This is a genomic window from Brachybacterium atlanticum (genome assembly GCF_025669985.1).
In the GTDB taxonomy this organism is placed as follows: domain Bacteria; phylum Actinomycetota; class Actinomycetes; order Actinomycetales; family Dermabacteraceae; genus Brachybacterium; species Brachybacterium conglomeratum.
The window spans coordinates 42,210-56,215 of sequence record NZ_JAKJJW010000015.1 but is presented as its reverse complement, the minus strand read 5'-3'; the positions used below and the strand labels follow the sequence as shown (position 1 = coordinate 56,215).

Sequence of the window (14,006 nt, the reverse complement as noted above, 5' to 3'; positions counted from 1 at the left end):
GATAGGGGCGCGCCCTGGACGCTCCCCGCAGACGCGCCCCTCGCCCCCTGGACCCCGCCGCTCGCGCCCGGGTCGCCGCGGCCCCCGCGCCCCGGACCGCACCGTCCGCTCAGCGGCGGCGCTCGGGATCCGAGCGGTCCGTGATCAGCAGTTCGAGCGCCTCGGTCGTGGCGGGCGGCTCCACGGCCTTCATCTCCATCGTCATCGGGCGCGGGCCGATCGCGTCGCCGTCGGCGGCGATGACCAGGCTCGGCAGGAACTTCTTGGCCTCCGCGGCGGTGAGCCCCGTGGCCTGCAGCAGGTCGATCGCGAGCGAGCGCAGCTGGATGGTGAGGGTCACGCCCTCGAAGTGGCCGGCTCGCCCCGGCCGCACCCCCTCGTCGTTGCGCAGCAGCATCTCGGGGGTGAGATAGGAGCCGAACAGCCGCAGCTGGCGACGCGCCGTGGTGAAGTCGACCTCCTCATGGGTGACGGCGACCCGCAGCTCCTGCACGGCGTCGCGGGCGGCGAGCAGCGCGTCGGCCAGGGTCGAATGGGCGTCCCCGCGCACGGCCTCCAGGAACTCCGCCTGGCGACGTGCGATCACGCGCAGGTTCCGCATCGCCCGGTCGGAGCCGACCAGCAGGTGCTGGATGCGCTCGACGTCCTCGGCATGGCGCAGCCCGGTGGGGGAGAAGGTCGCCATCTCGTTGGCGACGTCATTGGCCAGGCTCCACTCGTCGGTGTACTTCTGGGAGACGTCGCGCAGATTCCGCAGCGTCGCCAGCGCCACCCCGCGGTCCCCGGTGCGGGCGGAGACGGCAAGGCTGACCAGCGCGTCCTCGAGCTCACGGAAGAAGGAGTCCGCGGCACGGGACTGGAGTCGGCGCGGGTTGCCGGAGAGCAGCAGGTGGATCACGAGCGCCACGCTCACGCCGGTGAGCGCGTCCAGCACCCGCCCCCCCGGGGTCATGGTGGGGGTGGCCGGCATGATCATCACCAGCAGCGACTGGATGGTGACCTGGAAGCCGAAGAGATTGCTGGACTCGAGGAAGCGCGCGAGCATCCCCGCGCCGAACACGACCACCAGGATCTGCCACGCGCCGGAGCCGATCACCTGGCGGGCCAGCTCCCCCAGGAGCACGCCGAGCATCACGCCGCAGCCCAGCTCGACCACTTTGCGCATCTTCTTCTCGATGCCGAAGCCGATGATGATGAAGGCGACGATCGAGGAGAAGAACGGGAACTCGTGCCCCCACACGAACTGGCTGATCAGATAGGCGAGCGAGGCGGCGAGCGCCGCGCGGGCGACCGTGAGCGCGTCGGCGCGGCCGCGGGAGACGCCGCCGCGCAGCCGGGCGGACAGGGCGCCGCGGACGCGCTCGATGACGGGCAGCGGCCCAGTGGGCGTGAGCGAGAAGTGCTTCATGCGGGCACCGGATCCTGGCGCCGACGGCGCAGCAGCTCCTCGAGATCGAAGGTGTCTCCGTCGCGGGCGCCGCGGCCGACGACGAGCGGTGCGGGGGAGGGCTCGGGTGCCTCGCCGCGCAGCCGGGCGAGGAGGCCCCCCTCGACGCGCAGCACGTAGTAGCGGCCCTCCGCATCCACCGCGAGGGAGCGGTCGCGCTTGAGGTACCAGCCGCTCAGGCCGGTGCGCACGGTGCCGCTGCCGCGATAGGGCCGCGCCCGCAGCGGCACCGGGGCGATGCCGTCGGCGAGATAGCCGGCCACCGCCTCACGGATCAGCGCGGTGGCCCGTGCGTGCTCGTCCTCACGGGCTGCGCGGAGGGCCTGCTCCTTGGCCTCGACCACCTCGCGCCGGTGGCGGGACCACTCCTGCTGCTCGGCCTGGCTGTTCATGACGCCATTCTTCCAGGCCGCGGCGCCGAGCACAGCGGAGCCGGGCAGGAGGTGCGGTGCAGGGGATGTGCGAAGAGCGTGGAGGCGCGGCTCAGAGCTTCGCGGTCGCGGGACGTTCGCCGTGGTCGCGGGGCACCACGACCGGCTCCTGGGAGGCGTCGATCCAGAGCGCCCCGGTCTCGCCGTCGGCCTCGCCGAGGAGCACCTGCACGGACAGCGCCGCATCCAGCGGCACCGCCCGACGCACGACGGCGAGGGCGATCGGGCCGAGGTCCGCATGGAGGGCCGCGGAGGTGACGGCGCCGACGACCTTCCCGTCGGCCCCGCCCAGGCGCACCTCGCCGCCGGGGGCGACGGGGACGTCCTGGGAGCCGTCGAGATGGAGCATCACCAGGCGCCGCGGCGGCTGGCCCAGGTTCAGCACCTTCGCGACGGTCTCCTGGCCGCGATAGCAGCCCTTGGCGGTGTGCACGCTGGTGCGCAGCAGGTCGAGCTCGTGCGGGATGGTGCGCTCGTCGACCTCGCGCGCCTGGCGGGCGCGATGGTCCGCGATCCGCACCGCCTCCCAGGAGCTCATCCCGGCCAGCTGCCGCTCCTGCCAGGGCAGCGCCTCGAGCGCCGCGGCGGGGAAGACCGAGAGGACCTGGCCGGCCGCGTCCTCGGGCGCAGGACCGTAGGCGACGCCACCGGGGGCGACCTCGGGCCAGGGCTCGGACCACACGGCGACGGGCTCGGGCAGGTCGAGGTCCGCGAGCACCTCGGCCGCCGGTACGAGGGCGCCCAGCACCCGCAGGTCGTCGCGATCGAGGATCTCGACCCGGGCGGCGAAGCGCATCATCTCCAGGTAGCGGCGCAGTCCGGCGCGCGCCCCGGCGTCGAGGACCAGCAGCAGCGACTCCTCACCGATCACGACGGCCGCGGCGAGATGCTCGACGCGGCCCTGCGGGGAGAGCACCGCGAGGGAGGACGAGGCGCCGACGGGCGTGCCGGTGAGGACCTGGGTGGAGACCGTGGTCATCCAGCTGCGGGCGTCGGCGCCGCTGACCTCGAGCAGCTCGAGCTGGCCGAGGTCGACGACCGCCTCCCGCTCGAGCAGGCGGCGCTGCTCGCGCAGCGGGGCGCCGTAGTGGGCGGGCACGGACGCGTCCGGGCCCTCGCCGAGGACCGCGCCGCGCAGGAACAGGGGGCGGATCTCGCGCACGGGACCGGACACAGGATCAGACACGATGCAGCTCCAGGGAGAGGTGGGGGAGGAGCGCCGTCTCGCCGGGCGCACCCTCGGGGGCGGGGCCGCGCTGCTCCCAGAGCCACATGAGGCGTCCGGAGATGTAGCCGACCATGCGCGTCGCGGCGACCTCGCCGTCGGCGCCCGGGAGGGCGAGCTGCAGGCGCGGCCCGCGGACCTCGCCGCGCCAGGTCTCCGCGGCCTCGCCGCGGCGCTCGAAGCGCGCTTCCAGATGATGGGAGAGCTGCCCCTCGGGGCTGCCGGGGCGTGCCGCCTCGGCGGCGGCGCGGTCCTGCCCGGGCAGGAGATCGCCGACGGTCCACACGCCGTCCTCGCGGTGCAGCAGGCTCCGCTCGCCGGTCGACGGCGCGGCGGGGGCGTCGTCGTCCCCGTCCTCCGTGCGGGCGAAGGCGCTCGTGGGCGGAAGCGGAGCGGGGGCGTCGACCCGGTGGATCGTCGACCGCCAGGCGAGGGTGCCGTCCTCCTGGGCGGTGCACACGAGTCGCTGCTCGACGCGCACGTCAGGGGTGCTCGGGGACGGGGCGGCGAGGGCACCGCTGCCCTCCCACTCGCCGATCAGCCAGGCGAGCGGGTACAGGGAGCGGGGGAGGGAGGGGTCGAGCGTGATGGGCATCGGTGCCGCGGGGTGCTCAGCGGTTGAACAGGCGGCTGATCACCAGCACGGAGAAGCCGAGGACGAGGATGCCCACCAGGACGACGAGGGCGAGGAAGAACAGCGACAGCGCAGACATGGCGGCGAGTCTACCGTCGTCAGCCGAACAGTGTGATCGCGAGATGCGCGAGGACGCCCACGGTCGCCACCGGCACCGCCGCCACCGCCAGCGAGGGGACCGGCTCGTGCGCGACGAGCGAGGAGCCCACCAGCAGATGCGCGCTGCTCGCCCCGATCGCCGTCGCCACGCCCAGCATCACCGCGATCGGCAGGGCGAGCGAGGCCAGCGACACCGCGAGCAGGCACGTCAGACCCGCCCCCACCGCCACCGAGAGCACGAAGCGGGGCAGCGCGGGCAGCGGCGTCCAGTCCAGCAGCAGCGTCGCGGCGAGGCCCGTCGCGACGGCGGTGACCACGGCCGTGCTCCCGGAGGCCTGGGCGTCGACCTGGGCGATCACCCAGGTCGCGGCGAGCCCGGCGAGGAAGACCCCGGCGACCGTGCCCGTGAGTGAGGAGGTGAGGTCGCGGCGGTCGCGACGGAGCATCTGATGGACGAAGGAGGCGAAGATCCCCACTGCGCACAGCATCACGATCGCGGAGACGGGGGTGAGGCGCTCGGGGACGAGGACCGCGACCAGCGCGCCGCCGATCCCGGTGCCGGCGACGACCACGCGCGTCCCGATCGCGGAGGGCAGCTCGAGCAGCCCGGGCCAGGAGATCCCGATCAGCAGCCCGAGCAGGGCGACGGAGGTCGCCATCAGCACGGGGGAGAGGGGCCCGGTGAGCGAGACGAGCGCCAGGAGCAGCGCGAGGGCGGCGCCGAGGGGTGCGCGCTCGGGAGCGGTCACGGGGCCTCCCTCGCTGTCTCTGCCGGTCGCTCGATGGGTCGCCGACGGCTCGAGGTCCGCGGCGCTACAGTGGCAGTCTACGAGTGCCCGCAGGTGGAGGCATACTCGTGCCGCTCACCACCGCCGTCCGTCGTCCCGGAAGGACCCCATGATCTCCACGGCCGAGCTGTCGCAGGAGCACCGTGACCAGATCCTCGATCTGCTCGGCGCGGTGACCGCGCACGACGGCGTCTCCCCGCTCGACGAGGCGGCGAGCCTCGCGCTCGACGGCGACGGGGCCCGGCACCTGCTCCGCCTCGAGGGGGACCGCGCGGTCGCCTACGCCGGTGTGCTCTCCGACGGCACCGTCCAGGGGATGGTGCGCCCGGAGGTGCGCCGCCGCGGCCACGGCACCGCCCTGCTCGAGGCCGCGCTCTCCGACCGGCCCGACGCCGGGGTGTGGGCGCACGGCGCGCTCGAGGGCTCCCTCGCCTTCCTCTCCGCGGCCGGGCTCGTCGAGACGCGCCGCCTGCTCACCCTGCACCGCGCGCTCGGGGCCGATGCCGCGCTCGAGCCCGTGCCCGAGTCCTCCCTGTCCGGGCTGACCCTGGGCGTCTTCGATCCGGTGCGCGACGCGGACGCCTGGGTCGGGGTCAACTCCCGCGCCTTCGCCTCCCATCCCGAGCAGGGGGCGCTCACCCGCGCGGACCTGGACCAGCGCCTCGCCCAGCCCTGGTTCGACGCCGAGGACATGGTCGTCGCCCGTCGCGACGGGGAGCTGATCGGATTCGTCTGGGTCAAGCGGGAGCGGCCCGGCGCGACGGACGCCGACGCCGAGATCTACGTCGTGGCGACCGACCCGGCGGTCCAGGGGCACCGCATCGCGGCGGTGCTGCTGGCGACCGCGCTGCGTCGCCTGGCCGAGGACGGGGTCCCCGGCGTCGAGCTCTACGTCGAGGCGGACAACACCGCCGCGCTGCGCCTGTACGAGCGCTGGGGCTTCGAGGTCTCGGGCCGCGACGTGCAGATGCGCCGTCCCGCAGCGGCCTCGGCATGAGCGTGAGCGTCGGCCCGGGCAAACCGCCTCCCGTCCTCGCCGCCGGCGCCCTCGCCTGGCGCGAGAAGGGCGGGAAGCTCCAGGTGCTGCTCGTGCACCGGCCCCGCTACGACGACTGGTCGGTCCCCAAGGGCAAGCTCGACAAGGGCGAGACCTTCCCCGCGGCCGCGGTGCGGGAGGTCACCGAGGAGACCGGCTACCGGGTGCGCCTGCACCGGCCGCTGCCCGCCTCCGTGTACCTGCTGCCGGACGGGCGCACCAAGATCGTCCAGTACTGGCTCGGCACGGTCCGGGCGAAGGTCGCGCCCGGTCCGGAGAACGCCGCCGAGATCGACAAGGTCCGCTGGGTCCCGCTGGCGGAGGCCGAGGGGATGGTCGCGCGCCAGGGCGACCAGGTCCTCCTGCAGTCGCTGCGACGCTTCGCGGAGGCCGGGGAGCTGCGCACGGCGCCCGTCGTGATCCAGCGCCACGGCGCGGCGGTCTCCCGGTCGAAGTGGCGCCGCGGGGAGGGGGCCCGCCCCTTGAACTCGAAGGGGAAGAAGCAGGCCAAGGCCCTCCCGCCGCTGCTGGACGCCTTCGACCCGGGGAGCGTGGTGAGCAGCCCGTGGGAGCGGTGCCTGAGCACCGTCGAACCGCTGGCGAAGAACGAGGGCCTCACGGTGCGGACCAAGGGCGAGCTCTCCGAGGCCGGCCACGCGGAGCACCCCTCCCGCACCGAGGCGGTCATCGACCGGGTGCTGAGCGAGGCGCGGCCGACGGTCGTGTGCACGCACCGTCCTGTGCTCCCCACGGTCATCGAAGCGGTGCGCCGGGTCTCCCGGCCCGGCGCGGCCCTCGAGCTGCCGCGCGAGGACCCCTATCTCGCCGCCGGCGAGGCCCTGCTGCTGCACGTCACGCCTGAGGGCGTCGTGGTGGCGATCGAACGACACCTGCCGAACATCGGCTGACGACGGACTGGAGAGAGCACGGATGAGCACGCAGTGGGGGCAGGACCCGTACGGGCCCTCGTCGGAGCGGTACGGCCCGTACGGCTCCTCGGCGTCGGCGGACCCGTACGGCAGCGCGGAGCAGCACGAGGCGGCGGACCCGTACGGCACGGCGGATCCGTACGGCGCGGCCGATCCGCACGGGGCCCCGCAGCGCGGTGCCGGGGTGCCGGATCCCTACGCCTCCCTCCCCTCGGGGCTGTCCCAGGGCCGCTACGCCGCCCCGGGCTATGCCGTCGCGGTGCAGCCGGCGCCGCCGAGCTCCGGGCTCGGGATCGCCGGCTTCGTGATCGGCCTGCTCGGGCTCACCCTGTGCGGAACGCTCGTCTCGCCCGTCGGCCTGGTGCTGTCGATCCTGGGCATGCGGGAGACGTCCCCGACCGCGACCCCGCCGAAGGGAGGCCGCGGGCTCACGATCACCGGGCTGATCCTCTCGATCATCGGCACGGTCGCACTGCTTCTCATCATCGCCTACTTCGTGGTCATGTTCGTGATCGCAGGGGTGGCCGCCGGCTCCGGCTACTGAGGGGCATGCCGAACGTGTCCCAGCCCACTGGAAGTCGGACGAAACGGGAGTGTGATCCGTTCGTAATCCGCTCATGACCTGCGAATTCATGGGAGCGGGAGGGCTGTTCACCTGGTGTTCACGCAACGACGGGCCCCGCGTCATCTCCCCTCCCTAGGTTCGCCGCTGACAGACGTCAGCAGGTGTGAACCCGGGCCGAAGGCCCCGAAAGGACTCGCAGTGAACGTTCGCAAGAACAAGCTCGTCTCGCTCGCAGCGCTCGGACTCGTCGGCGGCCTCGCGCTGTCCGCGTGCGGCGGCGGCTCGGAGAACGGCGGCACGGACGGCGCCTCCGACGGCGGCGGCGCCGCGGCCGGCGGCTACGCGGAGCTCTCCGGCAACCTCGCCGGCTCGGGCGCGTCCTCGATGCAGAACGCCCAGACCGCGTGGACCGAGTCCTTCATGGGCCTCACCCAGGCCGAGGGCGGCGACCTCACGGTCACCTACGACCCCACCGGCTCCGGCACCGGTCGTGAGCAGTTCCTCACCGGCCAGGTGCAGTTCGCCGGCACCGACGCCGCCCTGGACGAGGAGGAGCTCACCAAGTCCGCCGAGGTGTGCAACGACTCGCAGGCCTTCGACCTGCCGGTCTACATCTCCCCGATCGCCGTCGTCTTCAACCTCGAGGGCGTCGACTCCCTGAACCTGACCCCCGAGACCATCGCCGGGATCTTCGCGGGCGACATCACCACGTGGAACGACCCGGCGATCGCCGAGTCGAACCCCGACGCCGAGCTGCCCGACATGGACATCGTGCCGGTCCACCGCTCCGACGACTCGGGCACCACCGAGAACTTCACCGAGTACCTCTCCGAGACCGCGCCCGACGCCTGGACCCACGGCCCGGTCGAGACCTGGCCCATCTCCGGCGGCCAGTCCGGCGACGGCACCTCCGGCCTGATCTCCACCGTCGAGGGCGGCAACGGCACCATCGGCTACGCCGACGCCTCGCAGGCCGGCAACCTCGGCACCGCCGCGATCCAGGTCGGCGACGAGTTCGTCGAGTACAGCGCCGACGCCGCCGCCAAGGCCGTCGACGTCTCCCCGCGCGAGGAGGGCCGCGAGGAGAACGACATCGTCGTGGAGCTCGACCGCACCACCGAGGAGGCCGGCGTCTACCCGATCGTCCTCGTGTCCTACCTCGCGCTGTGCGGCTCCTACGCCGACTCCGCGCAGGGCGAGGCCGTCAAGGCCTACGCCTCCTACATGGTCTCCGAGGACGGTCAGGCCACCGCCGCCGACGCCGCCGGCTCCGCCCCGATCTCCGAGGAGCTGCGCACCGAGGCCCAGGCCGCGATCGACGGCATCACCGTCGGCTGATCCCGCCACCTCACGACAGCGTGTCGCCGGGCCGTACCGGCCCGGCGACATCGCTGTCCCCGCCGTCATCACCCCGGCCAGCGCACCGCGCGCGGACCGTGAGCTCGGAGGAAGGTCCCCATGAGCACAGCTGACATCGAACCGGACGCGGCATCGGCCCCGCCCGCCTCCATGAAGTCCGGTGGCCGCCGCTTCGGCGACTCGCTCTTCAACGCCCTGAGCGTCGGCTCCGGGCTCCTCATCTTCGTCACCCTCGCCGCGGTGGCCATCTTCCTCACCCTGGAGTCCCTCCCCGCGATCATCGCGAGCCGGGAGTTCTCCGGCACTGCGGACTTCTCGCTGATCGAGTACGCCCTGCCGCTCGTGTTCGGCACCGTCCTCGCCGCCGCGATCGCGCTGGTGATCGCGATCCCGATCTCCCTCGGCATCGCTCTGTTCATCTCGCACTTCGCGCCGCGCCGCCTGGCCTCGGCGCTCGGCTACATGATCGACCTGCTCGCCGCCGTGCCCTCGGTCGTCTACGGCCTGTGGGGCGGCGTGTGGCTGGTCCCCAAGCTCGAGCCCCTGTACGTCTTCCTCAACACCTACTTCGGGTGGATCCCGCTGTTCGGTGGCGATCCGACCGCCCCGATGCGCAACCTCGCCTCCGCCTCCGTGGTCCTGGCCGTCATGGTCCTGCCGATCATCACAGCGGTCTCCCGCGAGGTCTTCCTGCAGACCCCGCGACTGCAGGAGGAGGCCGCGCTCGCGCTCGGCGCCACCCGCTGGGAGACCATCCGCACCGTCGTGCTGCCCTTCGGCCGCAGCGGCGTGGTCGCCGCGTCGATGCTGGGTCTCGGCCGTGCGCTCGGCGAGACCATGGCCGTGCTGATGATCCTCGCGCCCGGCGCGACCTTCTCCCTGCACATCCTCGAGGTCGGCCGCCACAACTCGATCGCCGCGAACATCGCCTCGAAGCAGGCGGAGGCCTCCGGCGTCGACATGTCCCTGCTCATCTTCACCGGCCTGGTGCTGTTCGTGCTGACCTTCGTCATCAACGCCATCGCCCGGTGGATCGTCGCCCGCAGCGGCCCCAAGAGCTGAGAGGTCCCCCATGAGCACCCCCACCACCGTGCGGACCGGGCCCTCGGTCCACCACCCCCGCGACGAGCGCCGCCTGCCCTGGTACCACCTCGTCTTCACCGGCCTCGCGGGCCTCCTGGTCGCCATCGCCGTGCTGGCGATCGTCGGCGCCCTCTCGGTCACCAGCGCCATCCTGCTCGGATTCGTCCTGCACCTGCTCTTCGGCTGGGGCTACTCGCTCCTGCGCGAGGGCCCCCGCTGGGCGACCGAGCGGCTGATGACCCTGCTGGTCATCGGCGCGTTCGCGATCTCGATGTTCCCGCTGCTGTCGCTGCTGTGGTCCGTGGTCTCCCGTGGCCTGACCCGCGTGATCGCCGCGAAGCCGACCAGCTTCGCGTTCTGGACCGAGGACATGTCCGGCATCATCGGCGGAGCGGACGCCGGCGGCGTCTTCCACGCGATCGTCGGCACGCTGCTGATCACGCTGTGGGCCTCGATCATCTCGATCCCCGTCGGCCTGTTCACCGCGATCTTCCTGGTCGAGTACGCGAACGTGGGCTGGAAGCGGACCCTCGGCAGGGGTGTCACCTTCCTCGTCGACGTCATGACCGGCATCCCCTCGATCGTGGCGGGCCTGTTCGGCCTGGCGGTGTTCATCGCCTTCATGCCCGACCAGTCCGTGCGCATGGGCATCATGGGCGCGGTCGCGCTCTCGCTGCTGATGATCCCCACCGTGGTCCGCAACAGCGAGGAGATGCTCCGCCTGGTCCCCATGGACCTGCGCGAGGCCGCCTACGCGCTCGGCGTGCCCAAGTGGCTCACGATCGTCAAGGTCGTGCTTCGCACCGCGATCGCGGGCTTGACCACCGGCATCACCCTCGCCATCGCCCGCGTCATCGGCGAGACCGCGCCGCTGCTGCTCACGGTCGGCATGGTCACCTCGGTGAACTGGAACATGTTCGACGGCCGCATGGCGACCCTGCCCACCTTCATCAACCAGCAGTACCGCAACGGCAACGCGAACTGCATGTCGGACACGGTCACCAACCCGATCAACCAGGAGGTGTACGCCTGTGCGGTCAGCACCAACATCGACCGCGCCTGGGCGGCCGCCTTCACCCTGATCGTGATCGTGATGGTCCTGAACATCATCGCGCGCCTGATCAGCCACTACTTCTCCCCGAAGCTCAGCCGCTGAGCCGGGCCACCCACGCGAAAGGACATCTGATGGCAGCCCCCCAGCCCATCAACGTCGAGGACCTGAACATCTACTACGGCGACTTCCTCGCCGTCGAGGGTGTCGACGTGCAGATCCGGCCCCGTTCGGTCACGGCCCTCATCGGCCCCTCCGGCTGCGGCAAGTCGACCTTCCTGCGCACCCTGAACCGCATGCACGAGGTCATCCCCGGCGCATACGCGAAGGGCAAGGTCGAGATCAACGGCGAGGACATCTACGACGCCAAGGTCGACCCGGTCAACGTGCGTCGCCGCGTCGGCATGGTGTTCCAGAAGGCAAACCCCTTCCCGACCATGTCGATCCGCGACAACGTGCTCGCGGGCGTGAAGCTCAACAACCGTCGGATCTCGAAGTCCGCGGCCGACGAGCTGGTCGAGCGCGCGCTGAAGGGCGCGAACCTCTGGAACGAGGTCAAGGACCGTCTCGACAGGCCCGGCATGGGCCTGTCCGGCGGTCAGCAGCAGCGTCTGTGCATCGCCCGCACCATCGCTGTCAAGCCCGAGGTCGTCCTCATGGACGAGCCCTGCTCAGCGCTCGACCCGATCTCCACCCTCGCGATCGAGGACCTCATCCACGAGCTGAAGGAGGAGTACACGATCGTCATCGTCACGCACAACATGCAGCAGGCGTCCCGCGTCTCCGACCGCACCGGCTTCTTCAACATCGCCGGCACCGGCAAGCCCGGGCACCTCATCGAGATCGACGACACCGACACGATCTTCACCAACCCCAGCAACAAGCAGACCGAGGACTACATCTCCGGTCGTTTCGGCTGATCGACGTACTGGCGAGGGACGAGCCGGTAGGAGATCAGTCAGGTGGACGGAGTCTGATCGACGTACTGGCGAGGGACGAGCCGGTAGGAGATCAGTCAGGTGGACGGAGTCTGATCGACGTCCTGGCGAGGAGCGCCGGGACCCTGGGCCGAGTGCCCGGGTCCCGGCGCTCCGTCGTCCCGGGGCCGACGGTCGCATCCGGGCGTCATCCCACGGTCGGACGCCGCCTGTGCGGAACCGATCCCCGGGTGGATGCGGTGTGAGGGGCCCGCGGCGGATCGTGGGGGACATGAACTTCGCACCCCCTGCCTCGCAGCCCTCCGCCGCCCCGTCGGCGCCCGCCCATCCCACGCCGATCCTCTCCGCCCGGGGGCTCGTGCGCACCTACGGCAGCGACCAGACCGCCACCCGGGCCCTCGACGGCGTGGACCTCGACATCGCCCGCGCCGACTCCCTCGCCGTGATGGGCCCCTCCGGCTGCGGCAAGACCACCCTGCTGCACGTGCTCGCCGGCATCCTCGCCCCGACCTCCGGGACGGTGCGACTGGACGGCGAGGCCCTCGCCGAGCTCGGGGACCGACGGCGCACCCTGCTGCGCCGCAGCGAGTTCGGCTTCGTCTTCCAGGACGGCCAGCTGCTGCCCGAGCTGACCGCGGTCGAGAACGTGATCCTCCCGCGCATGCTCGGCGGCACCTCGCGCCGTGCCGCGACCGCCGAGGCCACCGCCTGGCTGGACCGGCTCGGCCTCGCCGGGATGCACCACCGCCGGCCGACCCAGCTCTCCGGCGGCCAGGCCCAGCGCGTAGCGGTCGCCCGCGCGCTCGCGGGGCGTCCGTCGGTCGTCTTCGCCGACGAGCCCACCGGCGCCCTGGACCAGGAGACCGGACAGTCCGTCCTCGCGACCCTCGTCGACGCGTGCGCCGAGACCGGCGCGAGCCTGGTCATGGTCACCCACGACGCGAAGGTCGCCGCGGCCTGCCGGCGAACCGTCGCGATGCGCGACGGCCGGATCGCCCGCGAGTACGTGCGACCCGAGGGCGCGCAGGGCACGGGGGACGCCCGATGAACGCCCTGCTCGTCTCCGCCCCGCTCCTGCTGCGCCGCCGCGGCGCCCTCGCCGACGTCCTGCCCGTGATCGCCTTCGCCGCGGCGACTGCGATCACCGGGACCGTGCTCGGCGGCGCCGCCGCCTTCGTCGGCCGCCTCCCCGCCGACGGCGAGGTCGCTTTCGAGGGGGAGGCCTCGCTGATCCCCTTCCTGGTCTCCTGCGCGATGGTCGCCTCGGTGCTGCTGATCCCGAGCGCCGTCGGCCTCGGCGGCTCCGCGGCGCGGCTCTCGCTCGCCCGGCGCGAGCAGGACCTCGCCTCGATCCGTCTCGTCGGCGGCACCGCCGGCCAGGTCGGCGCCGTGGCGGTCCTCGACGTCGCCGCGCAGGCTCTGCTCGGCGGGCTGCTCGGCGTGGTGCTGCACCTGCTCGTGACCCCGCCCCTGACCGCGCTCGACTTCGGGATCGCCCCGTTCACCACCGCGGACCTGCTGATGCCGTGGTGGGCGTATCCGCTGCTGGTGATCGGCATGGTCCTGCTCGCCGCGGGCTCCGCCGCCGTCTCCCTCACCGCAGTGGTGCTCAGCCCCCTCGGCGTCGCCCGCGACTCCCGCATCGTGCGGATGTCTGTGCTCCGCCTGGTGATCTGGGCGGCGCTGATCCTCGGCTTCCTCGTGTTCATGCAGGTGGGCGGGATGATCTTCGGCGAGGTCGCCGACGGGATGCTGTTCATCGGGATCATGATCGTGTTCATCGGCGCGGTCGTCGCCGGCGTGAACGTGGTCGGCCCGTTCCTCGTCTGGGGCGTGGCGCTGCTCGTGGCGCGCACGGCCCCGACCCCTGCGCTGATGGTCGGCGCGAGGCGCCTCGCCGCGGACCCGAAGGCCGGCTGGAGGGCCGTCTCCGGGATCACCTTCGCCCTGGTCATCGCAGGCTTCCTCACCACGCTCGCGACGCTCACCCCGGACGGCGGCGCCCGCGCGGTCGAGGACCGGATGATGGCCACCGCCATGTCCACCGGCGGGCTGCTCACCCTCGGCATCGCGGCCGTCCTCGCCGCGGTCGGCACCGGCGTGACGCAGACCGCGCGGGTGATCGACCAGGCGCCGGTGCTGCGCGCCCAGCACATCGCCGGCGCCGAGGTGGGCCAGCTGCACCGGGCCCGGATCGCGGAGATCACGCTGCCGGTGCTGCTGAGCTCGGTGCTCGCGACCTTCACCGCTCTGCTCGTCGTGCTGTCGGTGCTGGGATCGGGCGCCGCCGATCCGAGCGCGGCGGTGCGCTACCTGGTCAGCGTCGCCGGGGCCTACGCCCTGGTGATCCTCGCCGTGCTCGTCGCCTCCCCGCTCGTGCGCCGGTACGCGACGCGCACCGCCTGAGCGGCACCTCCGCGT

Annotated in this window: 14 protein-coding genes; 9 read left to right on the top strand and 5 right to left on the bottom strand. The window is 72.6% G+C overall.

Annotation, left to right across the window (positions count from 1 at the left end):
• Nucleotides 1-109: 109 nt before the first annotated feature.
• The 5 genes from L3K22_RS09280 to L3K22_RS09260 all read right to left on the bottom strand — a co-directional run bounded on the left by L3K22_RS09280 (nucleotide 110) and on the right by L3K22_RS09260 (nucleotide 4,585).
• Complete coding sequence (locus L3K22_RS09280; protein WP_263311130.1) at nucleotides 110-1,408, bottom strand: FUSC family protein; 1,299 nt, start codon at nucleotides 1,406-1,408, stop codon at nucleotides 110-112.
• Entirely contained in the window at nucleotides 1,405-1,839 is a 435-nt protein-coding gene (locus L3K22_RS09275; protein ID WP_263311129.1) for a hypothetical protein, read from the bottom strand. The genes L3K22_RS09280 and L3K22_RS09275 overlap by 4 nt, the downstream gene beginning before the upstream one ends.
• Before the next feature lie 91 nt (nucleotides 1,840-1,930).
• On the bottom strand, nucleotides 1,931-3,064 hold the full coding sequence (ygfZ, locus tag L3K22_RS09270) for a CAF17-like 4Fe-4S cluster assembly/insertion protein YgfZ (RefSeq protein WP_263311128.1): 1,134 nt from the start codon (nucleotides 3,062-3,064) through the stop codon (nucleotides 1,931-1,933).
• Nucleotides 3,057-3,698: a heme-binding beta-barrel domain-containing protein gene (locus tag L3K22_RS09265; protein WP_263311127.1), complete on the bottom strand. Its 642-nt coding sequence runs from the start codon at nucleotides 3,696-3,698 to the stop codon at nucleotides 3,057-3,059. The genes ygfZ and L3K22_RS09265 overlap by 8 nt, the downstream gene beginning before the upstream one ends.
• 137 nt (nucleotides 3,699-3,835) lie before the next feature.
• Nucleotides 3,836-4,585 (bottom strand): hypothetical protein, encoded by a 750-nt coding sequence (locus L3K22_RS09260; protein ID WP_263311126.1) that lies wholly within the window; start codon nucleotides 4,583-4,585, stop codon nucleotides 3,836-3,838.
• A gap of 148 nt (nucleotides 4,586-4,733) precedes the next feature.
• On the opposite strand from L3K22_RS09260, the gene mshD reads away from it, so the two are divergent.
• The 9 genes from mshD (at nucleotide 4,734) to L3K22_RS09215 (ending at nucleotide 13,991) form a co-directional block, all read left to right on the top strand.
• A complete protein-coding gene (gene mshD, locus L3K22_RS09255; protein WP_263311125.1) occupies nucleotides 4,734-5,621 on the top strand; it encodes a mycothiol synthase in 888 nt (295 codons plus the stop codon).
• Nucleotides 5,618-6,568 carry an NUDIX hydrolase gene (locus L3K22_RS09250; protein WP_263311124.1) on the top strand — a complete coding sequence of 317 codons (951 nt, stop codon included), beginning with the start codon at nucleotides 5,618-5,620 and terminating at the stop codon, nucleotides 6,566-6,568. Before mshD ends, L3K22_RS09250 begins: the two co-directional genes overlap by 4 nt.
• 22 nt (nucleotides 6,569-6,590) lie before the next feature.
• On the top strand, nucleotides 6,591-7,133 hold the full coding sequence (locus L3K22_RS09245; RefSeq protein ID WP_263311123.1) for a DUF4190 domain-containing protein: 543 nt from the start codon (nucleotides 6,591-6,593) through the stop codon (nucleotides 7,131-7,133).
• A gap of 219 nt (nucleotides 7,134-7,352) precedes the next feature.
• The gene (gene pstS / locus L3K22_RS09240; RefSeq protein ID WP_263311122.1) at nucleotides 7,353-8,492 is read left to right on the top strand and encodes a phosphate ABC transporter substrate-binding protein PstS; all 1,140 of its coding nucleotides are present in this window, start codon (nucleotides 7,353-7,355) and stop codon (nucleotides 8,490-8,492) included.
• 120 nt (nucleotides 8,493-8,612) lie between these two features.
• Nucleotides 8,613-9,575, top strand: coding sequence for a phosphate ABC transporter permease subunit PstC (gene pstC, locus L3K22_RS09235; RefSeq protein ID WP_263311121.1), 963 nt, complete (start codon nucleotides 8,613-8,615; stop codon nucleotides 9,573-9,575).
• A gap of 10 nt (nucleotides 9,576-9,585) precedes the next feature.
• The gene (pstA, locus tag L3K22_RS09230) at nucleotides 9,586-10,752 is read left to right on the top strand and encodes a phosphate ABC transporter permease PstA (RefSeq protein ID WP_263311120.1); all 1,167 of its coding nucleotides are present in this window, start codon (nucleotides 9,586-9,588) and stop codon (nucleotides 10,750-10,752) included.
• A gap of 29 nt (nucleotides 10,753-10,781) precedes the next feature.
• Nucleotides 10,782-11,567, top strand: coding sequence for a phosphate ABC transporter ATP-binding protein PstB (pstB, locus tag L3K22_RS09225; protein WP_263311119.1), 786 nt, complete (start codon nucleotides 10,782-10,784; stop codon nucleotides 11,565-11,567).
• Between the two features lie 289 nt (nucleotides 11,568-11,856).
• Nucleotides 11,857-12,633, top strand: coding sequence for an ABC transporter ATP-binding protein (locus L3K22_RS09220; protein ID WP_263311118.1), 777 nt, complete (start codon nucleotides 11,857-11,859; stop codon nucleotides 12,631-12,633).
• Nucleotides 12,630-13,991, top strand: a complete 1,362-nt coding sequence (locus tag L3K22_RS09215) for an FtsX-like permease family protein (RefSeq protein ID WP_263311117.1) — start codon at nucleotides 12,630-12,632, stop codon at nucleotides 13,989-13,991. The genes L3K22_RS09220 and L3K22_RS09215 overlap by 4 nt, the downstream gene beginning before the upstream one ends.
• Nucleotides 13,992-14,006: the final 15 nt, after the last annotated feature.